At 69.3% G+C, this 18,799-nt stretch carries 17 protein-coding genes; 6 read left to right on the top strand and 11 right to left on the bottom strand.

Translation table 11 applies throughout. The annotated features are described in order from the left end of the window. Positions 1 to 41: 41 nt before the first annotated feature. The 4 genes from BTH_RS13405 to BTH_RS13390 form a co-directional block, all read right to left on the bottom strand. A complete protein-coding gene (locus tag BTH_RS13405; protein WP_009893452.1) occupies positions 42 to 1,283 on the bottom strand; it encodes a multifunctional CCA addition/repair protein in 1,242 nt (413 codons plus the stop codon). Next, on the bottom strand, positions 1,280 to 1,927 hold the full coding sequence (locus tag BTH_RS13400) for a glutathione S-transferase family protein (protein WP_009893454.1): 648 nt from the start codon (positions 1,925 to 1,927) through the stop codon (positions 1,280 to 1,282). The genes BTH_RS13405 and BTH_RS13400 overlap by 4 nt, the downstream gene beginning before the upstream one ends. Before the next feature lie 64 nt (positions 1,928 to 1,991). After that, positions 1,992 to 2,951 carry a complex I NDUFA9 subunit family protein gene (locus tag BTH_RS13395; protein WP_009893455.1) on the bottom strand — a complete coding sequence of 320 codons (960 nt, stop codon included), beginning with the start codon at positions 2,949 to 2,951 and terminating at the stop codon, positions 1,992 to 1,994. Positions 2,952 to 3,070: 119 nt separating this feature from the next. After that, the gene (locus BTH_RS13390) at positions 3,071 to 5,026 is read right to left on the bottom strand and encodes a lytic transglycosylase domain-containing protein (RefSeq protein ID WP_009893457.1); all 1,956 of its coding nucleotides are present in this window, start codon (positions 5,024 to 5,026) and stop codon (positions 3,071 to 3,073) included. Positions 5,027 to 5,047: 21 nt separating this feature from the next. Here BTH_RS13390 and BTH_RS13385 point away from each other — a divergent pair, with 21 nt between their 5' ends. After that, positions 5,048 to 5,644, top strand: a complete 597-nt coding sequence (locus BTH_RS13385) for a 5-formyltetrahydrofolate cyclo-ligase (protein WP_009893458.1) — start codon at positions 5,048 to 5,050, stop codon at positions 5,642 to 5,644. 64 nt (positions 5,645 to 5,708) lie between these two features. Here BTH_RS13385 and BTH_RS13380 read toward each other — a convergent pair whose 3' ends face one another. Beyond that, positions 5,709 to 6,221, bottom strand: a complete 513-nt coding sequence (locus tag BTH_RS13380) for a winged helix DNA-binding protein (RefSeq protein WP_009893459.1) — start codon at positions 6,219 to 6,221, stop codon at positions 5,709 to 5,711. A 149-nt stretch (positions 6,222 to 6,370) separates the two neighbouring features. On the opposite strand from BTH_RS13380, the gene pxpB reads away from it, so the two are divergent. The 5 genes from pxpB to BTH_RS13350 all read left to right on the top strand — a co-directional run bounded on the left by pxpB (position 6,371) and on the right by BTH_RS13350 (position 11,080). After that, complete coding sequence (gene pxpB / locus BTH_RS13375; RefSeq protein WP_009893460.1) at positions 6,371 to 7,027, top strand: 5-oxoprolinase subunit PxpB; 657 nt, start codon at positions 6,371 to 6,373, stop codon at positions 7,025 to 7,027. Continuing rightward, on the top strand, positions 7,024 to 8,103 hold the full coding sequence (locus BTH_RS13370; protein WP_011401702.1) for a biotin-dependent carboxyltransferase family protein: 1,080 nt from the start codon (positions 7,024 to 7,026) through the stop codon (positions 8,101 to 8,103). Before pxpB ends, BTH_RS13370 begins: the two co-directional genes overlap by 4 nt. Before the next feature lie 55 nt (positions 8,104 to 8,158). After that, a complete protein-coding gene (pxpA, locus tag BTH_RS13365; protein WP_009893463.1) occupies positions 8,159 to 8,923 on the top strand; it encodes a 5-oxoprolinase subunit PxpA in 765 nt (254 codons plus the stop codon). A 460-nt stretch (positions 8,924 to 9,383) separates the two neighbouring features. Next, positions 9,384 to 10,127 carry a DUF969 domain-containing protein gene (locus BTH_RS13355; RefSeq protein ID WP_011401701.1) on the top strand — a complete coding sequence of 248 codons (744 nt, stop codon included), beginning with the start codon at positions 9,384 to 9,386 and terminating at the stop codon, positions 10,125 to 10,127. Further along, positions 10,124 to 11,080, top strand: coding sequence for a DUF979 domain-containing protein (locus tag BTH_RS13350; RefSeq protein ID WP_009893467.1), 957 nt, complete (start codon positions 10,124 to 10,126; stop codon positions 11,078 to 11,080). The genes BTH_RS13355 and BTH_RS13350 overlap by 4 nt, the downstream gene beginning before the upstream one ends. A gap of 472 nt (positions 11,081 to 11,552) precedes the next feature. Here BTH_RS13350 and BTH_RS13345 read toward each other — a convergent pair whose 3' ends face one another. From BTH_RS13345 to BTH_RS13320, 6 genes are all read right to left on the bottom strand, one after another. After that, complete coding sequence (locus BTH_RS13345; protein WP_043288863.1) at positions 11,553 to 12,701, bottom strand: TraB/GumN family protein; 1,149 nt, start codon at positions 12,699 to 12,701, stop codon at positions 11,553 to 11,555. Continuing rightward, positions 12,694 to 13,710 carry a peptide ABC transporter ATP-binding protein gene (locus BTH_RS13340; protein WP_009893469.1) on the bottom strand — a complete coding sequence of 339 codons (1,017 nt, stop codon included), beginning with the start codon at positions 13,708 to 13,710 and terminating at the stop codon, positions 12,694 to 12,696. The genes BTH_RS13345 and BTH_RS13340 overlap by 8 nt, the downstream gene beginning before the upstream one ends. Continuing rightward, on the bottom strand, positions 13,707 to 14,699 hold the full coding sequence (locus BTH_RS13335; RefSeq protein ID WP_009893471.1) for an ABC transporter ATP-binding protein: 993 nt from the start codon (positions 14,697 to 14,699) through the stop codon (positions 13,707 to 13,709). Before BTH_RS13335 ends, BTH_RS13340 begins: the two co-directional genes overlap by 4 nt. 1 nt (position 14,700) lies before the next feature. Further along, positions 14,701 to 15,618 (bottom strand): ABC transporter permease subunit, encoded by a 918-nt coding sequence (locus tag BTH_RS13330; RefSeq protein ID WP_009902262.1) that lies wholly within the window; start codon positions 15,616 to 15,618, stop codon positions 14,701 to 14,703. Between the two features lie 98 nt (positions 15,619 to 15,716). Then, positions 15,717 to 16,727 carry an ABC transporter permease subunit gene (locus tag BTH_RS13325; RefSeq protein ID WP_009893474.1) on the bottom strand — a complete coding sequence of 337 codons (1,011 nt, stop codon included), beginning with the start codon at positions 16,725 to 16,727 and terminating at the stop codon, positions 15,717 to 15,719. A gap of 111 nt (positions 16,728 to 16,838) precedes the next feature. Next, positions 16,839 to 18,467 (bottom strand): ABC transporter substrate-binding protein, encoded by a 1,629-nt coding sequence (locus tag BTH_RS13320; protein WP_009893476.1) that lies wholly within the window; start codon positions 18,465 to 18,467, stop codon positions 16,839 to 16,841. Positions 18,468 to 18,799: the final 332 nt, after the last annotated feature.

The raw sequence follows: 18,799 nt of genomic DNA, 5'->3' as shown, positions 1-18,799 counted from the left end.
CTGCCCCGCCAACCCCGACACCCGCCAACCCCGACACCCGCCTACTCCGCGACGCCGGTCGCCTGCGCGACCGCGCGCACGCGCGCGCGGTGCACCGCATCCTTGATCTTCGCGGGCTCGCCCGCGAGCCCCTGCGCGATCGCACCCGCATCGACCGAACGCGCGGCGACGAGCGCCTGCCGCAGCCGCTCCGCCTGCGGATAGGACGTCGTCTCGAGGCCGAGCCGGCCGCGCGCGTCGGCCTCGCTCGCCTGCAGCGCCTCGGCGAAGCGCGCCGGCTTGCGCAGCGCGTCGGCGCGCTCGAACAGGCGCACCAGCGCGGCCGCGCCCATCCCCATCACCCGATGCAGGTTGCCGTGCTCGCGCGCGACGACGAGCGCCAGATCGCGGCACTCGTTCGGCACCCGCAGCCGCTCGCACAGCGGCTTCAGCAGATCGACGCTGCGGCCCTCGTGGCCGATGTGGCGCGGCAGCGCGTCGGCGGGCGTCGTCGCCTTGCCGAGGTCGTGCGTGAGCGCCGCGAAGCGCACCGGCAGCGAATAGCCCTGCTTCGCCGCGTGATCGATCACCATCATCACGTGCACGCCCGTGTCGACCTCGGGGTGATAGTCGGCGCGCTGCGGCACGCCGAAGAGCGCGTCGATCTCGGGCAGGATTCGCACGAGCGCGCCGCACTCGCGCAGCACCGCAAACATCCGCGACGGCTTCGCTTCCATCAGCCCGCGCGCGAGCTCCTGCCACACGCGCTCGGGCACGAGCGCGTCGACCTCGCCCGCGTCGACCATCTCGCGCATCAGCGCGGACGTCTCGGGCGCAACCGCAAAATCGGCGAAGCGCGCGGCGAAGCGCGCGACGCGCAGCACCCGCACCGGGTCCTCGACGAACGCGCCGCCGACGTGCCGGAACAGCTTCGCGCGCAAATCCGCCTGCCCGCCGAACGGATCGACGACCGGCCCGACGAGCGCGCCGTCCGGGCTCACTTCGCGCGCCATCGCGTTGATCGTCAGGTCGCGCCGCACGAGATCCTGCTCGAGCGTGACGTCGGGCGCGTAATAGAACTGGAAGCCGTGATAGCCGGCCGCCGTCTTGCGCTCGGTGCGCGCGAGCGCGTATTCCTCGCGCGTGTCCGGATGCAGGAACACCGGAAAATCCTTGCCGACCGGCTTGAAGCCTTGCGCGGCCATCCGCTCGGGCGTCGCGCCGACGACGACGTAGTCGCGATCACGCACCGGCAGGCCGAGCAGTGCGTCGCGAATCGCGCCGCCCACCGCGTAGATCTTCATCGCGACGGCCCGTAGATGTCGATCACGCGGGTCTCGCCGCGCGCGCCCTCGACCCATTCGCGCACGGCCGGCAGCTCGGCGACGCGCGCGGCATACGCGCTCGCCTCCGGTGACAGCGGCGGCGCGTAGGTCTTGAAGCGCAGCACGACGGGCGCGTACATCGCATCGGCGATCGAGAACTCGCCGAACAGGAACGGGCCGCCCGACGCGGCGAGGCACGTGCGCCACAGCTCGTCGATGCGCGCGACGTCGGCGAGCGCGGCGGGCGTCGCGCCGCGCCCGGGGTGCGACTCGCGCACGTTGAGCGGCATCTCGCTGCGCAGCGCGGGAAAACCCGCGTGCATCTCGGCGGACACGCTGCGCGCATGCGCTCGCGCAGCCGGATCGCGCGGCCACAGCGCGTGCTGCGCAAAGCGCTCGGCGAGCGTCTCGACGATCGCGAGCGAATCCCAGACCGCGCCGCCGTCGTCGTCGACGAGGCACGGCACCTTGCCGGACGGCGAGTGCGCGAGGATGCGCTGCGCCGTATCGTCGAGCCGCAGCCCGATCATCACCTCGTCGAACGGGATGCCGAAGTGCTTCATCAGCACCCACGGGCGCATCGACCACGACGAGTAGTTCTTGTCTCCGATCACGAGTTTCATGGGATTCATCCTGTAGTTGTCGATTGTCCGGTCGACCCGCGGCGGCCGCGGTCGCACCGTCTGCTTACCGGCGCGCGCGCCAGTCGGAAAAGCGCGAGCGCAGCGCCGCGTCGCCGATATAGGTCGGCGCGATGCTCTCTAGGCTCGCGGGCGTGATCCCGAGCTCGGGCGCGATCGGCCCCGTCATCACGCTCGGCACCGACAGCGACGCAAGATTGTCGCGCGTGATGAGCGGCTCACCCGGCAGCATTTCGAACACGCACGCCTGCAGCCGCGCGAGCGCGTCGGGCAGCCGGACGATCCGCGCGGGGCGGCCGACGAGCCGGCCCGCATAGCGGACGATCTCCTCGAGCCGGTACGTGCGCGGCCCGCCGAGCTCGTAGGTCCTGCCGCGCGTCGCGTCGCGCGCGCAGGCGTTCGCGATCGCCTGCGCGACGTCGCCGACGTAGATCGGCTGCATCAACGCGTCGGGCATCGCGAGCGGCAGCACCGGAAAGATCCGCTGAAGCCGCGCGAACGTGTTGAGGAACGCGTCGCCCGGGCCGAACACGATCGACGGCCGGAACACCGTGACGTCGAGCACGCCCGCCGCGGCCTGCGCATGCAACGCGGCCTCGCCGTCGCCCTTCGAGCGCAGGTACATGCTCGGCGCGTTCGGGTCCGCGCCGAGCGCGCTCACATGGAGCATGCGCGGCACGCGCGCTTCGATGCACGCGGCGGCGAGCGCCGCGGGCAGCGCGACGTGCAGCCGCTCGAAGCCCTCGCCGTAACGCTTGCCGCGTCCGCCATGCAGCACGCCGACGAGGTTGACGGCCGCGTGCGCGCCGGCGACGAAGCGCGCGAGTTCGCGCACGTCGAATGCGGTCAGCTCGACGATGTCGACGGGCAGCGTCGCGAGATGCCGCGCATGGTCGCGGCGGCGCGCGCCGATCCGCACATGCGCGCCCGCGTCGACGAGCGCGTTGACGAGGCGGCTGCCGATGAAGCCCGTGCCGCCGAGCATGGCGATGGTCTGGCCCTGCATGATCGTGCCTCACCAAAGCGCGCCGCCGCGCGGCGCGCGGCGGCGAATCTCATACGAAGCGTCGGCCGGCGGCGCCCGGAAAACGCGTGCGCGGCGTTGCGGACGGCGCGCGACGCGCGTTACGGCGCGATGAAGCCGAGGCGAGCCTTCAGCGATTGCGGCTTCTTCTCGAAGAGCGCCGCGTAGTACGTCTCGTTCGACAGCACGTTCTTCACATATTCGCGCGTCTCGTTGAACGGGATCGTCTCCGCGAAGATCGCGCCTTCGACGGGACGCGCGAGCACCTGCCGCCATTGCGCCGGCCGGCCCGGCCCGGCGTTGTAGCCGGCCGTCGCGAGCACGGCCGAGTCGTCGAACTTCTGGTAGATGTCGGACAGATACCACGTGCCGAGCTGCACGTTCGTATCGATGTCGTGCATCTGCGCGCGCGTGACCGTGCCGAGGCCGAGCTTCTTCGCGACGAGTTGCGCGGTCGCCGGCATCAGCTGCATCAGGCCGCCCGCGCCCACCGACGAGCGCGCGTTCGTGATGAAGCGCGATTCCTGGCGGATCAGCCCGTACGCCCATTCGACGTCGAGCCCGTTGGTGCGCGCGTAGCGCTCGACGATGTCGCGATACGGCGACGGATAGCGCAGCGAGAAATCGTGCTCGGCCGTCGTGCGATCCGCGGTGTTGACCGTGCGGTCGAGCAGGTCGACGCGCTTGCCGTACTCGGCTGCGGCGAGCAGTTGCCGATCGGTCATCCCGCGCAGCGGCCAGTTCCATTCGCGATTGCCTTCGAGCCGCAGATTGAGCGCGTAGAAGCGCTGCGCGAGCGCGAAGCCCGGCACCTTGCTCATCGCGTCGATCTCGGCGTCCGTCACCTTCGTGCGCGGCGGGACCGTCGTCTTCTGGCCGAGCTCCTCGCCCGCGAGCTGCCCGTAGAAATTGAACTGCCCGGCGATCCGCTCGAACTCCTGGTTCGCCTTCAGCGTGTCGCCGCCTTCCTTCAGCGCGCGGCCGCGCCAGTAGATCCACGTCGTGTCGTCGCGCAGCCGCTCGGGCATCTGCTCGATCGAGCGGCGCACCATCGCCCAGTCGCCGGCAAGGAGCGCCGCGCGCACGCGCCATTCGTAGGCCGGATTCGACAGCGGCGCGCCCATCGACTTCCGGTACCACGACGCGGCCTGCGGCATCCGCTTGACCGCCGCCTGATAGCCGATCTCGCCCCAGCCGATCGCCTGCTCGTTCGCCGACAGCGTCGACGCGAGCGACGTGAGCTGCCCCGCCGCCGCTTCCGGATCGTTGCGCGCCATTCGCGTGATCGCGACGAGCGCGAGCTGGCGCGACGTCGCGTCCGAGCCGACGCCGCGCGCGAGGAAGAGCGGCGGCGCGCTCGTCACCTGATCCAAGCCGACCGGGCGCGGGCCGAGCGCGTCGGCGATCTTGCCGCCGAGCGTCGTGTAGTTCTGCTCGTACGCGAGGCGCACCTGCGCCCACACGTCGTCGCTCGAGAACTGCTTGTTCGTCGCGAGCGCGGTAATGAGATCGACGCACGCGTCGCCGTAATACTTCGGCTCGACGAGCAGCTCGCGCGCCATGTCCGCGACGTTCTCGCCGCGCGCCGCGCGCGATTCGAGCGCATAGCACTTCACCTGCGTGTCGTCGTCGAGCACGAAGCGCTTGTACTGATCGTCGAAGTTGCGCCAGTCGTGGCGCGCGCCGAGCACGAGCAGGTAATCGTTGCGCATCCGGTCGGCGATCGCCTGGCCGTCGTAGCGCGACAGGAACGACAGCACCGGCGCGTCGGGCGCGTCGAGGCGCGCGTGGCCCGCCGAATCGAACAGTTGCGGCTTGATCTGGAAGTATTCGAGATACGACGGCGCCGGATAATTCGGGATCATCGCGGCGAGCTGCGCGGCGCGCACGGGATCGTTCTTTCGCGCGGCCTCGCGCAACTGGACGAACACCCGATCGTCGTTCGACGACATTTCGTCAGCGGTCTGCGCGGCGCAAGCGGCCGTCCCCGCGGCCAGCACGACCGCGACGAGGGGCGCCGCGACCGCGCGATATACTCGAAAAAGGCTGGTTGACATCGTTGTGAACGGAGCACTCTAGTGAGCGAAAGCATAGCACGCGCCCAAGCGCCGAACCCGAAGCAAACGCTGCGCGAAACGCTTGCGCAGCGCCGCCTCGACGCGCATCGCTCGCCGCTCGCGCACGAGGCGCTCGCACAACGCGTGCTCGCGATTCTCGCGCAGTGCGCGCCGCGCACGGTCGGCTTCTACTGGCCGCTGCCGGGCGAGTTCGACGCGCGCGACGCGATCGCGTCCTGGCTCGCGGGCGACGCGAGCCGGCAGGCCGCGCTGCCCGTGATCGGAGCGCCTCGCACGCCGCTCGAATTCCACGCGTGGACGCCCGATGCGCCGATGCGCGAGGGCCGCCACCGGATCGCCGAGCCCGCGGCGGGCGCGCGGCTCGTGCCGGACCTGCTGCTGATTCCGTGCGTCGGCTTCGATCACGGCTGCTTCCGGCTCGGCTACGGCGGCGGCTATTACGACCGCACGCTCGCCGCGTGGCCGGGCGCGGCGCCGCCTGCGACGGTCGGCGTCGCGTACGACGCGTGCGGCGTGCGCGAGCTGCCGCGCGAAGCGCACGATCTGCCGCTCGACTGGATCGTCACCGAAACCCGGCTCTATCGGTCCGGCGACTGACGCGCGGCGGCCGGCGCGCGGCCCGGCGAGGCCCGCCCCGCCCCGCCGCGGCGCCGCCCGGACGCTACAGCGACGCGGCCGCGCGCGCCGCGGTGTCGTACAGCCCCGACGCGTGGCGCAACAGTTGCGCGGCATCGCCGATCTGCTCGTTCGTGAGCCCGCTGTCCTTCAGGGTCTCGATCAGGCAGCGCTCGCGCACGTCGCGGTACTTGAGGCAGAGCGCGCGGCCCGCGTCGGTCGCGTCAAAGAACACTTCCTTGCCAGTCTTTTCGCTTTTTACGTACCCTCTAGCTACCAGCTTCTTGAGTGCGTACGTCGCGACGTGCGTGTCCTCGATGTTGAGCACGAAGCAAATGTCGGCCAGTTTCTTCTTGCGGTCCCGGTGGCTCACGTGATGCAGCAGCGACACCTCGACCGCCGTCATGTCCTTCGCTCCGGCCGCCGCCATGCACCGGACCATCCAGCGATTGAACGCATTTCCCGCCATGATGAGCGCATATTCGAGCTCGGAGAGCTCCGCGCTTGTCTCGGAAACGAGATGTTCGGACGATACGATCTTGGTCGGATGGCGCGGCATGGCTGATCGGCGAAGGCGAGTCGGAAGTGCGCGAAAGTGTACGCCAAAGTCGTCCGCACGACGTTCGACGAATTTTTTTGACGAGAAGTTATCGACATTTTATTGATAATGTATTCTTCACTCGGCTCAACGCCGTTTGCTTGCCACCGATGACCACTCCACGCATCTATCCGCTTGGCGACACCGCCCTCGTCTGCGAGTCGCCCCCGCCCGCGACGCTCGAATGCCAGCGCCGCGTGTGGGCGGTCGCGAGCGCGGCGGCCGGCTGGCCGCACGTCGTCGACGTCGTGCCCGGCATGAACAACCTGACGATCGTGTTCGATCCGCTCGAAACGACGGCCGACACGCTCGCGCCGCTGATGAAGGCCGCGTGGCGCGACGCCGACGGCGTCGCCGAAAGCGGCCGCGAGATCGAGATCCCCGTCGAGTACGGCGGCGCGTTCGGCCCCGATCTCGACGCGGTCGCGAAGCACACGGGGCTCGCGCGCGACGAGGTCGTGCGGCGCCATTCGGCGGGCACCTACGTCGTGTTCTTCCTCGGCTTTCAGCCGGGCTTCACGTACATGGGCGGCCTCGACGGCTCGCTGCACACGCCGCGCCGCGCCGCGCCGCGGCTCGAAGTGCCCGCCGGCTCGGTCGGCATCGGCGGCGAGCAGACGGGCATCTACCCGGCCGCCGCGCCCGGCGGCTGGCAGCTGATCGGCCGCACGCCGCTCGCGCTCTTCGATCCCGCGCGCACGCCGCCCACGCTCCTGCAGCCGGGCGACCGCGTGCGCTTCACCGTCGCAGGGGTGCACACCGGATGACTTCACGCCAAGCAACAGGCGGCATCGAGGTGCTGCGCGCCGGGCCGCTGTCGACGGTCCAGGATCTCGGACGCCGCGGCTATCGCCATTTGGGCGTCGCGCAAAGCGGCGCGCTCGACTCGCTCGCGCTCGAAGTCGGCAATCGCCTCGTCGGCAACCGGCCGGACGCCGCCGCAATCGAAATCACGCTCGGCCCCGCGTCGTTCCGGTTTCCGCGCGCGACCCGCATCGCGATCACCGGCACCGAGTTCGGCGCGACGCTCGACGGCGCGCCGATCTACTCGTGGTGGAGCGTGCCCGTCGCGGCCGGCCAGACGCTCGCGCTGCCCGTCGCGAAGCGCGGAATGCGCGGCTACCTGTGCGTCGCGGGCGGCATCGACGTGCTGCCGATGCTCGGCTCGCGCAGCACCGATCTCGCGTCGCGCTTCGGCGGCCTCGGCGGCCGCGTGCTGCGCGACGGCGACAGGCTGCCCGTCGGCGCGCCGCCCGCCGCCGCGCCCGCGTGCGTCGGGCCCGACGCGCCCGAGTTCGGCGTGAAGGCTCCCGCGTGGTGCGCGTTCGCGCGCGTCGACAAGGAGCCGCGCCGCCCCAAGCATGCGCACGCCGCATGGGCGATGCCCGTGCGCGTGCTGCCCGGCCCGCAATACGCGAGCTTCACGCCGGCATCGCAGCAGACTTTCTGGGATGAGGAATGGGTCGTCACGCCGAACAGCAACCGGATGGGCTACCGGCTCGCGGGCGCGAAGCTCGAGCGCGCCGAGACGGGCGACCTGCTGTCGCACGCGGTGCTGCCGGGCACGATCCAGGTGCCGGGCAACGGCCAGCCGATCGTGCTGATGAACGACGCGCAAACGACGGGCGGCTATCCGCGGATCGGCGCCGTGATCCGCGCGGACCTCTGGAAGCTCGCGCAGGCGCGCCTGAACCTGCCGGTGCGCTTCGTCCGCGTGACGGCGGCGGCCGCGCGCGACGCGCTCGCCGCCGAGCGCGCGTACCTGCGGCAGATCGACATCGCGATCGAGATGCGCGAGGAGGCGCTGCAGCGCGCGCTCGCCGCGCGCGCAGCGGCCGCATGATTCCGGGACCGGACGCGCCACGCGGCCGGTCGCGAACGCTTTGGGCAGAAACATCATGGAAATCGATTTGAACGCCGACCTCGGCGAAGGCTGCGGCTCCGACGAGGCGCTTCTCGACCTCGTCACGTCGGCGAACATCGCGTGCGGCTGGCACGCGGGCGGCGCCCCGGCGATGCGCGACTGCGTGCGCTGGGCGGTGGAAAAAGGCGTGTCGATCGGCGCGCATCCGAGCTTTCACGATCCGGAGAACTTCGGCCGCAAGGAAATGGACCTGCCCGCGAGCGAGATCTACGCGGGCGTGCTGTATCAATTGGGCGCGCTATCTGCGATCGCTCAGGCGGAAGGCGGGCGCATCGCGCACGTGAAGCCGCACGGCGCGCTGTACAACCAGGCCGCGCGCGACGCCGAGATCGCCGACGCGGTGGTGTCGGCGATCCACGATTTCGATCCGTCGCTCGCGGTGTTCGGCCTCGCGAGCAGCGGATTCGTCGATGCCGCGCGGCATGCGGGGCTCGTCGCCGTCGAGGAAGTGTTCGCCGACCGCGGCTATCGCGCGGACGGCTCGCTCGTGCCGCGCAGCCAGCCGGGCGCGCTCGTCGACGACGAGCGCGAGATGCTCGCGCGCACGCTCGAGATGGTCCGCGGCCAGCGCGTGCGCGCGGTCACGGGCGAATGGGTGCCGCTCAACGCGCAGACGGTCTGCCTGCATGGCGACGGCCCGCACGCGCTCGCGTTCGCGAAGCGCATCCGCGAGGCGCTCGAGGCGGCCGGCATCGACGTGCATGCGCCCGGCGCGCTGCACGCGGGGGAGCGCGCTTAACGATTCGGGCGGCAATTCAGCCGACATTCGCACGGGGGCGCGCGATTCGCCCGTGCGGCCGGCGGCGCTTTTTTCTGAGCGACCCGGCACCGCGCAAGCGGCCCGGCCGCGCCGAGCGCGCGTGCGTCGCGAATAATCGCAAAGGCCGCAAAGGGCGCGAAACATGAACGCCGCCCGGTGCGCGCCCGCGCGCACTCGATGACATCTTGCACGCGGCGGGCCGCGCCCGCCGCACGAACGATTCGCCGACACGGCGAAGGCCGGCGCGCACCCATGCCCGCGCGACAGCCTTCGCCGTCACCCGGACCGGGCGCACGCGCGCGACGAACGCACGCGCGGCCCGCACCCGAGCGGCCGCCAGAGCCGCGAAGGCCCATCGGCGCGACGGCCGCGCGCCGATCGCAAGCCGCCGCGCGCCGCCCGAAGACGGCGCGCGCCAACCCATGTCAGGAGAATGTTCATGCAAGGCACCGTAGTAAGTCTATGGCCGCTGATCGGCGTCGCCGTGATCGTCGTCGGCTTCGCGCTGCGCTTCAATCCGATGCTGATCGTCGCGACCGCGGCGATCGTGACGGCCGCGAGCGCGCACTTCCCGCCCGAGCGCATCCTCGCCGCGATCGGCGCGGGCTTTATCAAGACCCGCAACATCCCGCTCATCATCCTGCTGCCGCTCGCCGTGATCGGCCTGCTCGAGCGACACGGGCTGCGCGAGCGAGCGCAGGCGTGGATCGCGAGCATCAGGGCGGCGACCGCGGGACGCCTCCTCATCCTCTATCTGCTCGTGCGCGAGCTGACGGCCGCCGTCGGCCTGACGGGCCTCGGCGGCCATCCGCAGATGGTGCGGCCGCTGATCGCGCCGATGGCCGAAGGCGCGACCGAGAACCGCTTCGGTCCGCTGCCCGACGCGATCCGCCACCGGCTGCGCGCCTACGCGGCCGCGACCGATAACGTCGGCCTCTTCTTCGGCGAGGACATCTTCGTCGCGTTCGGCGCGATCGTGCTGATGGTGACGTTCCTGAAGGAGGCGGGCATCGCCGTCGAGCCGATGCACGTCGCGCTCTGGGGCATTCCGACCGCCGCGTCCGCGTTCCTGATCCACGGCTTTCGGCTGTGGCGGCTCGACCGCAAACTCGAACGCGAGCTGCGCGCGAGCGCCGCATCGCACATCGCCGCGAACGCCGCCGACAACGGAGGCCACGCATGACGCTCACGATCGATTACCTGTTCTGGCTCGTCGGCCTCGTGCTGCTCGCGGTGGGCGCGACGATCGTCACGGACCGCGCGCACCCGCGCCGCTTCACCGCGGGCGGCTTCTGGCTGCTGTACGCGCTCGTCTTCCTCGTGGGCGACAAGCTGCCCGTCGAGCTCGTCGGCGCCATCGTGATCGCGATGGCGCTGATCGCGGGCTTCGGCGGCGTGACGGCGGCCAGGCCGAAGCTGCCGTCCGACGATGCGCGCCGCGCGAGCGCCGCGCGCATCGGCAACCGGCTCTTCGCGCCCGCGCTCACGATTCCGTTCGTGACGGTCGCGATCACGCTCGCGGCGAGCCATCTGCACATCGGCGGCGCGCCGCTCGTCGATCCGAAGAACGTCACGCTGATCGGCTTCGGCATCGGCTGCGTGATCGCGCTCGGCTTAGCGTGCTGGATCACGCGCGATTCGGTCGGCCAGTCGCTGCAGGAGGCGCGGCGTCTCGTCGACGCGCTGTCGTGGGCGGCCGTGCTGCCGCAGATGCTCGGCATGCTCGGGCTCGTGTTCTCGGACGCGGGTGTCGGCAAGGCGGTCGCGCACGTGACGACCGCATACGTGAACCTCGACTACCGGCTCGCCGCGGTCGCCGTGTACTGCATCGGGATGGCGCTCTTCACGATGGTGATGGGCAACGGCTTCGCCGCGTTTCCGGTGATGACGGGCGGCGTCGGCGTGCCGATCCTCGTCAACGTGTTCCATGGCGACCCGGCCGTGATGGTCGCGATCGGGATGTTCTCCGGCTACTGCGGCACGCTGATGACGCCGATGGCCGCGAACTTCAACGTGGTGCCCGCCGCGCTGCTCGAGCTGCCCGACAAGAACGGCGTGATCAAGGCTCAGATCCCGACCGCGCTCGCGCTGCTCGCGACGAACATCGTCCTGCTGAATCTTCTGATGTTTCGATGAGCGGCTGACGCGCGCGGCCGCACGCCACCCATGAAAAAAGCGCCCTCGGGCGCTTTTGCTTCGATCGGCCGGCCGATCCGCGCAGCGGGCCGGCCAACGGCCGCGCATCGTCGCGGCCGAATCCCGCGTTCAGGACAAAAAATGCGTCCGCCGCCGCCCGCATCTGCTTCCCCCGGCCGGACGGCGGAACGCCCATCGAATGGGCGTACGTGCCTGCATGGTGGCTTGTTGTGGTGATTGGCCCCGTCGTGCATGCAGACAACCGCTGCCGGCACGCCGAAAGCGTGCCGGCAACGCTACCCCCGCGCTGTTTTTATTGTTCCCCGTAGCGCATTTTCTTTTTTACGACTTGGTGAAGGGAGCATAGATTTAGCCCCCTGGAGTGTCAATCGTCGGAACAGCGTTTGCCCGCGCGCCGCAGCCAAAATGTGGGTTTATCCCTATTCGCCCGCCGGTTCGTTCGGGTTCCCGATCACCCCGCGTCGACGCGATAGCCCTGCTGCCGCAGCAGTTCGAGCACGCCCTTCGGGCCGCCCAGGTGCAGCGCGCCGATCGCGACGAACAGCGGCCGGTTCGGCGCGGCGATCGCCGTCATCCGCGCGACGAAGCGACGGTTGCGCTCGTAGACGATCTTGTTGTCGATCGACTCGGCGATCGACTGCGCGCGCGCGAGCCGCTCCGTCTTCGCGTTCGCCCAGGCGGCGATCGCGTCCGCGTCGCCGATGCGCCAGAGGCGATGCAGCGTGCGCACGTCGGCCGCGTTCTGCGCGGGCGTCTGCACCATGTCCTGCGCGAGCATCTCGCGCTGCTGCGCGAGCGAGAGGCCCGTGAACGCGCGCATCTGCTCGGCGAGCGTCTCGAGCCCGACCACCTTGCCGCCCTTCTTGCGCAGGAACACGTTCTGCAGCTGCGCCTCGGTGCCGTATTCGGTCTGCAAGCCGGCCGACAGCGAATCGTACGTCTCGACGACGAGCGACGCGAGCCACGGCCGCATGTTGCGAATGCCGGCGAGCGCGGCCGGATTGCCGCGCAGCCGGTTCGCGAGCTTCTGCCAGAGAGGCCGCGGCAACAGGCGCGGCAGGCACGCGTAGTTGCACACGCCGTACTTCGACACGTCGTCCTGCGATTCGAGCAGATCGTCCGGCGACAGTTCGAGCGCGAGCGTCGGCGACACGGCGAGCGCCGCGAGGATCGGCCGGCGAAACGGCTGGTTCGCCGGATAGTCTGCGGGGTCGCCCACGTGCAGCGTGCCGAGCACGTAGATCGTGACCTTGCCCTTCGTCGCGACGTAGAACGGCATCCGTGCGGGCTGCGTGCGCACCGCGCCGCTCGCGACGGTGCCGTTCGACGTCGACGGCGGCGGCGCGTGGAAGCCCGGCAACTGCATGCTCGGCGCCGGAATCGGCGCCTGCGGCAGCGGCGCGGTCGCGACGCTGCCCGCCGCCAGCGCGCCGACGGGTGGCCAAGCGAGCCCGCCCGCCGCGCATGCGCCGGCGAGCACGGCGCTGGCGAGCGCGCGCGCGCGCCAGCGCCGGGGAGTCCGTCCGGCGTGCGTCGCCGCGCGCCGGACGCCGTTGCGCGAGCGGCGCGCGGCTTCGCGCGCCGCCACTGCCTCAGGCATTCGCCTCCCCCACCTCCTCGGCGCGATGGCAGGCGACGAGCCGGCCATCGACGTCGCGCAGCTTCGGCTCCTCGGCGCGGCACCGCTCGACCGCGTACGGGCAGCGCTGATGAAACGCGCAGCCGGACGGCGGATTGAGCGGCGACGGCAGCTCGCCCTGCAGCTTGATCTGGATCTTGCGATCCGCCTCGAAGATCGCGGGCGTCGCCGACATCAACGCGCGCGTGTACGGGTGCCGCGGCCGCGCGTAGATCGTCTTCTTGTCGCCGAGCTCCGCGACGCTGCCGAAGTACATCACCATCACGTCGTCGGCGATGTGCTCGACGACAGAGAGGTTGTGCGAGATGAACACGTAGCTCGTCTTGAACTGCTCCTGCAGATCCATGAAGAGATTCAGGATCTGCGCCTGGATCGACACGTCGAGCGCGGACACCGGCTCGTCGGCGACGACGATCTGCGGATCGAGGATCATCGCGCGCGCGATCGCGACGCGCTGGCGCTGCCCGCCCGAGAACATGTGCGGATAGCGCTTCGCATGCTCGGGCCTCAAGCCCACCGTGTGCATGATCTGCGCGATCCGCTGCGCGCGCTCCGCGGCCGTCAGATGCGTGTTGATCGCGAGCGGCTCGGCGAGCGTCTGCTCGACCGTCTTGCGCGGATTGAGCGACGCGAACGGATTCTGGAACACCATCTGCACGCGGCGGCGCAGCGCGGCGACCGTCTCCCTGTCCGCGCCCGCGACGTCTCGGCCGTCGATCGACAAGTGCCCCGAGCTCGGCGGCTCGATCATCGTGAGCTGCCGCGCGAGCGTCGACTTGCCGCAGCCGGATTCGCCGACGACGGCGAGCGTCTTGCCGCGCGCGAGCGAGAACGACACGCCGTTGAGCGCCTTCACGGTGCCGTGGCCGAACATCCCGCGCCGCACCGTGTAGTGCTTCGCGAGATTGTCCGCGACGAGCACGATGTCGTCGCGCGCGGCGGCTTCGCGCGTTTCGTGGACTGCGTTCATCGCGCGCCTCCTTGCGTGTACGCCGCTTGCAGGTTGAGCGGCTTGATGCAGCGCGCGCGCATGCCGGTGCCCGGCGCGAGCTCGGCAAGCGCGGGGCGCGCCTTCACGCAATCGTCGACGACGTACTTGCAGCGCGGCGCGAACAGGCAGCCGCTCGGCCGGTCGTCGCGGCCCGGCACCATCCCGGGCAGCGCGGCGAGCCGCTTCGCGCCCGCATTGTGCTCCGGAATCGCCGCGAGCAACGCTTCGGTGTACGGATGATGCGGATGCGCGAAGATGTCCGGCACGCGGTTCGTCTCGATGATCTCGCCCGCGTACATCACCGCGACGCGCTGCGCGACTTCCGACACGACCGCGAGATCGTGGGAAATCAGCACGAGCGCCATCCCGCGCTCCTTCTGCAGCGTGACGAGCAGATCCATGATCTGCGCCTGGATCGTCACGTCGAGCGCGGTCGTCGGCTCGTCGGCGATCAAAAGCTTCGGATTGCATGCGACCGCCATCGCGATCATCACGCGCTGGTTCATGCCGCCCGACATCTGGTGCGGGAACGTGCCGATGCGGTTCTTCGCATCGGGAATCCCGACCTGGTCGAGCAGTTCGAGCGCGCGCCGGTTCAGCGCGTCGCCGCGCAGGCCCTCGTGCAGCTTCAGCACCTCCTTGATCTGATAGCCGACCGTGTAGCTCGGGTTCAGGCTCGTCAGCGCGTCCTGAAACACCATCGCGATATCCTTGCCGATGATCCTGCGGCGCGCCTTCGGGCTCGCCTTCAGCAGATCGACGCCGTCGAACGTGACTTCGTCGGCCGTGACGATGCCGGGCGCGTCGATCAAGCCCATCAGCGCCATCATCGTCACGCTCTTGCCCGAGCCGGACTCGCCCACCACGCCGACCACTTCGCCGCGCGCGACGGACAGGTTGATCCTGTCGACCGCGGGCAGCCCGTTGAAGTTCACCGCGAGATTGCGGATGGTCAATAAATCGCTCATGTCAGGCCATCCGTTTGAGTTTGGGATCGAGCGCGTCGCGCAGCCCGTCGCCGAGCAGGTTGATCGCGAGCACCGAGATCAGGATCGACAGGCCCGGCATCGTGACGATCCACCATGCGTTGTCGATGTAGTCGCGCGCCGATGCGAGCATCGCGCCCCACTCGGCCGTCGGCGGCTGCACGCCAAGGCCGAGAAAGCCGAGCGCCGCCGCATCGAGGATCGCCGACGAGAAGCCGAGCGTCGCCTGCACGATGAGCGGCGCCGTGCAGTTCGGCAGCACCTGCGAGAACATCAGCCGCAGCGTGCCCGCGCCCGCGACGCGCGACGCCGTCACGTACTCCTTCTGCAGCTCGCCGAGCGCCGACGCGCGCGTGAGGCGCACGTACGCGGGCAGCGCGACGATCGCGATCGCGAACATCGTGTTGGTGAGGCCCGGGCCGATGATCGCGACGACCGCGACCGCGAGCAGCAGCGACGGCAGCGCGAGCAGCACGTCCATCACGCGCATCACGGGCGTGTCGGCCCACTTCTGGAAGAACGCGGCGACCAGCCCGAGCACGACGCCGGGAATCAGCGCGAGCACGACCGACACGAAGCCGATCCAGAACGACATCCGCGCGCCGTACATCAGGCGCGAGAGGATGTCGCGGCCCGCTTCGTCGGTGCCGAGCACGAATTGCCAGTTGCCGCCCGCGAGCCACGCGGGCGGGATCTTCACGGAGTCGCGGTACTGCTCGATCGGGCTGTGCGGCGCGAGCAACGGCGCGAAGAGCGCGACCGCGACCAGCACGAGCACGACGACGCCGGCGCCCACCGCGCCGCGATTACGGGAGAAATTCGCCCAGAATTCGCGCAGCGCGAGCACGCGGCCGCTCACGGGCGCCGCCTGCGACGGCATGGTGTTTTGCATGTTGCTCATCGCGCCTCCCGCGTGGCCGCGCATGCGCGCTCGAATGCCGCGGCGGCGCGCGAGCGCCGGCGCAGCGAATGGATACGAGTGTGGGGATGCATGTTCGATTACCTCGTATGGCGAATGCGCGGATTCAGCACGCCGTACAGCAGATCGACGACGAGATTCACGACGATCACGAGCGTCGCGATCATCAGGATGCCGCCTTGCACGACCGGATAGTCGCGGCGGCCGATCGCGTCGATCAGCCACTTGCCGACGCCCGGCCACGAGAACAGCGTCTCGGTGAGCACCGCGCCCGCGAGCAGCGTGCCGACCTGCAGGCCGATCACCGTGACGACCGGAATCAGCGCGTTGCGCAGCGCATGCACGACGACGACGCGCGCGGGCGACAGCCCCTTCGCGCGCGCGGTGCGGATGTAATCCTCGCGCAGCACCTCGAGCATCGACGAACGCGTCATCCGCGCGATCACCGCGAGCGGGATCGTGCCGAGCACGATCGCGGGCAGGATCAGGTGGCTCACCGCCGACGCGAACGCGCCCTCCTCGCCGGAGAGCAGCGTGTCGATCAGCATGAAGCCCGTCGTATGAGGAATCTCGTATTCGACCGCGATGCGGCCCGACACGGGCGTCCAGCCCAGATACGACGAGAACACCATGATGAGGATGAGCCCCCACCAGAAGATCGGCATCGAATAGCCGGTGAGCGCCGTGCCCATCACGCCGTGATCGACGATCGTGCCGCGCCTGAGGGCCGCGAACACGCCGGCCGGCAGCCCGAACGCGAGCGCGAACGCGAGCGCGCAGATCGACAGCTCGACCGTCGCCGGAAAGCGCGCGAGGAACTCGCCCATCACGCTCGTGTTGGTGATGATCGACGTGCCCAGGTCGCCGTGCAGCGCGCGGCCGACGTAGTGCAGGTACTGCATGGGAAGCGGCTCGTCGAGCCCGAGGCGATGCAGCGCTTCCGCATGCATCGCCGGATCGACGCCGCGCTCGCCCATCATCACCTCGATGGGGTCGCCCGGTATCAGGTGAATCAGCGCGAACGCGAGCACCGTGATGCCGATGAAGGTCGGGATCACCATGCCCACGCGGCGCAAGACGAATCGGAACATGACGCTTCTCGATAATTTCTTGTGGGAAATGTGCGACCGGCGACGAGGAGCTCGTGGCCCCCCGTCGCCGGGTGATTATCGTGCAGTCGGGCTAACGGCGCACCGACGCGCTTATTTCACGCTGACGCCGTCGAAGCGCGCATAGCCGAGCGGCTCGATCCGCATGTCGACGACGTTCTTGCGCACCGGCTGATAGACGGTCGAGTTCGCGATCGGCGAAAACGGCAGTTGTTGCGCGAAGATCTGCTGCGCCTGCATGTAAATCTTCGCGCGGGCATCCTGCGAGGTCGTCACGCGGCCCTTCTGGATCAGCTCGTCGAACGGCTTGTAGCACCACTCGGAGAAGTTGTTGCCCTTGACCGCCTCGCAGCCGAGCAGCGTGCCGAGCCAGTTGTCGGGGTCGCCGTTGTCGCCGTTCCAGCCGATCAGCATCGTGTCGTGCTCGCCCGCATGCGCGCGCTTGATGTACTCGCCCCACTCGTACGTGACGATCTTCGCCTGCACGCCGATCTTCGCCCAGTCGGCCTGGATCATCTCGGCCATCAGCTTCGCGTTCGGGTTGTACGGGCGCTGCACGGGCATCGCCCACAGTGTGATCGGGAAGCCGTTCGGGTAGCCCGCCTTCGCGAGCAGCGCCTTCGCCTTCGCCGGATCGTAGGCGGCGGCCTTCAGGTTCTTGTCGTACGACCATTGGGTCGGCGGCATCGGCGCGCTCGCCGCCTGCCCCGCGCCCTGATAGACGGATTCGAGGATCGCCTTCTTGTTGATCGCCATGTCGAGCGCCTGGCGCACCTCGAGCTTGTCGACCGGCTTGTGCTGCACGTTGTACGCGAGGTAGCCGAGGTTGAAGCCCGGCAGCGACGGCATGTCGACGTTCGGATCGGCCTTCAGCGTCGCGATGTCGGCGGGCCGCGGATAGCTCATCACCTGGCACTCGTTGCGCTTGATCTTCTGCACGCGCACGCCCGGATCGGGCGTGATCGAGAAGATCAGCTTCGAGATCTTCACCGCGCCCTTCTTCCAATAATCAGGATTGCCGTCGAAGCGGATCGTCGCGTCCTTCGTGTAGCTGCGGAAGATGAACGGGCCCGTGCCGATCGGCTTCTGATTGATGTCGGCGGCCTTGCCCGCCTTCATCAGCTGGTCCGCGTATTCGGCGGAGAGGATCGACGCGTATTCCATCGCGAGGTTCTGGATGAACGGCGCGTTCGGCTCCTTCAGCGTGAAGCGGACCGTATACGGATCGACCTTCTCGATCTTCACGATCAGCTTGTCCAGGCCCATGTCGGTGAAGTACGGGAACGACACCGGATACGCCTTGCGAAACGGCTGGTTCGGATCGATCATCCGCTCGAACGTGAACGCGACGTCGTCCGCGTTGAATTCGCGCGTCGGCTTGAAGAAATCGGTCGTATGGAACTTGACGCCGTGGCGCAGATGGAACGTGTAGACCTTGCCGTCGGGCGAGATGTCCCACTTCTCGGCGAGGCCGGGCTCGACCTTCGTGCCGCCGCGCTCGAACTCGACGAGGCGGTTGTAGATCGGGAACGTTGACGCGGTGAAATCGACGCCCGTCGTGAACTGCGCGGAATCGAAGCCCGCCGGGCTGCCTTCTGAGCAGTAGACGAGCGTTTTGTTCGGGATCTGTGCGAATGCAGAACCCGCGACGCCAAACGATGCCGCTGCAACGCCCGCGATGGCGGTAACACGCAGTGCGCGCAACAGACGGTTATGTTCCATGTTTCCTCCAGGTCTCCAGTTCAAGGCCGGCCTAGGCCAGCGTAGGCGGATATTACTTGAGCTTTCGTAAGAGGAACAAGCTGGAGAAAAAACCGTCCGTTATACGCTCGCGATCGTCAATTGCAAGGAAATGCACTGCTTTGCGGGACGAAGCGCACACGATGCCGAGCCGAATCGGCGCGACGCGCCGAGATCAGCGTTATCCCTGATAGCTTCGTATTTTCGTAAAGGTCTTCGGAGATCGAACCGATTCGGAGCGCGACTGTTGCGGATCGCATGATGTTTCTCGGCGCGGCCGGCCGGGCGCACGCATCGCGCGGCGCCGGCAGCGC

Origin of the sequence: Burkholderia thailandensis E264, assembly GCF_000012365.1 — a bacterium.
Lineage (GTDB): Bacteria > Pseudomonadota > Gammaproteobacteria > Burkholderiales > Burkholderiaceae > Burkholderia > Burkholderia thailandensis.
Note: the sequence above shows the minus strand (reverse complement) of the source record. Positions and strands in the feature narration are given on the sequence as shown.

What these genes read in the sequence shown, in the direction of transcription:
- BTH_RS13330 (WP_009902262.1), bottom strand. Translation starts at nt 15,618, where the DNA reads ATGAGCAACATGCAAAACACCATGCCGTCGCAGGCGGCGCCCGTGAGC.
- BTH_RS13380 (WP_009893459.1), bottom strand. Translation starts at nt 6,221, where the DNA reads ATGCCGCGCCATCCGACCAAGATCGTATCGTCCGAACATCTCGTTTCC.
- BTH_RS13345 (WP_043288863.1), bottom strand. Translation starts at nt 12,701, where the DNA reads ATGCCTGAGGCAGTGGCGGCGCGCGAAGCCGCGCGCCGCTCGCGCAAC.
- BTH_RS13355 (WP_011401701.1), top strand. Translation starts at nt 9,384, where the DNA reads ATGCAAGGCACCGTAGTAAGTCTATGGCCGCTGATCGGCGTCGCCGTG.
- BTH_RS13400 (WP_009893454.1), bottom strand. Translation starts at nt 1,927, where the DNA reads ATGAAACTCGTGATCGGAGACAAGAACTACTCGTCGTGGTCGATGCGC.
- BTH_RS13370 (WP_011401702.1), top strand. Translation starts at nt 7,024, where the DNA reads ATGACTTCACGCCAAGCAACAGGCGGCATCGAGGTGCTGCGCGCCGGG.
- pxpA (WP_009893463.1), top strand. Translation starts at nt 8,159, where the DNA reads ATGGAAATCGATTTGAACGCCGACCTCGGCGAAGGCTGCGGCTCCGAC.
- BTH_RS13320 (WP_009893476.1), bottom strand. Translation starts at nt 18,467, where the DNA reads ATGGAACATAACCGTCTGTTGCGCGCACTGCGTGTTACCGCCATCGCG.
- BTH_RS13395 (WP_009893455.1), bottom strand. Translation starts at nt 2,951, where the DNA reads ATGCAGGGCCAGACCATCGCCATGCTCGGCGGCACGGGCTTCATCGGC.
- pxpB (WP_009893460.1), top strand. Translation starts at nt 6,371, where the DNA reads ATGACCACTCCACGCATCTATCCGCTTGGCGACACCGCCCTCGTCTGC.
- BTH_RS13335 (WP_009893471.1), bottom strand. Translation starts at nt 14,699, where the DNA reads ATGAGCGATTTATTGACCATCCGCAATCTCGCGGTGAACTTCAACGGG.
- BTH_RS13325 (WP_009893474.1), bottom strand. Translation starts at nt 16,727, where the DNA reads ATGTTCCGATTCGTCTTGCGCCGCGTGGGCATGGTGATCCCGACCTTC.
- BTH_RS13340 (WP_009893469.1), bottom strand. Translation starts at nt 13,710, where the DNA reads ATGAACGCAGTCCACGAAACGCGCGAAGCCGCCGCGCGCGACGACATC.
- BTH_RS13350 (WP_009893467.1), top strand. Translation starts at nt 10,124, where the DNA reads ATGACGCTCACGATCGATTACCTGTTCTGGCTCGTCGGCCTCGTGCTG.
- BTH_RS13390 (WP_009893457.1), bottom strand. Translation starts at nt 5,026, where the DNA reads ATGTCAACCAGCCTTTTTCGAGTATATCGCGCGGTCGCGGCGCCCCTC.
- BTH_RS13405 (WP_009893452.1), bottom strand. Translation starts at nt 1,283, where the DNA reads ATGAAGATCTACGCGGTGGGCGGCGCGATTCGCGACGCACTGCTCGGC.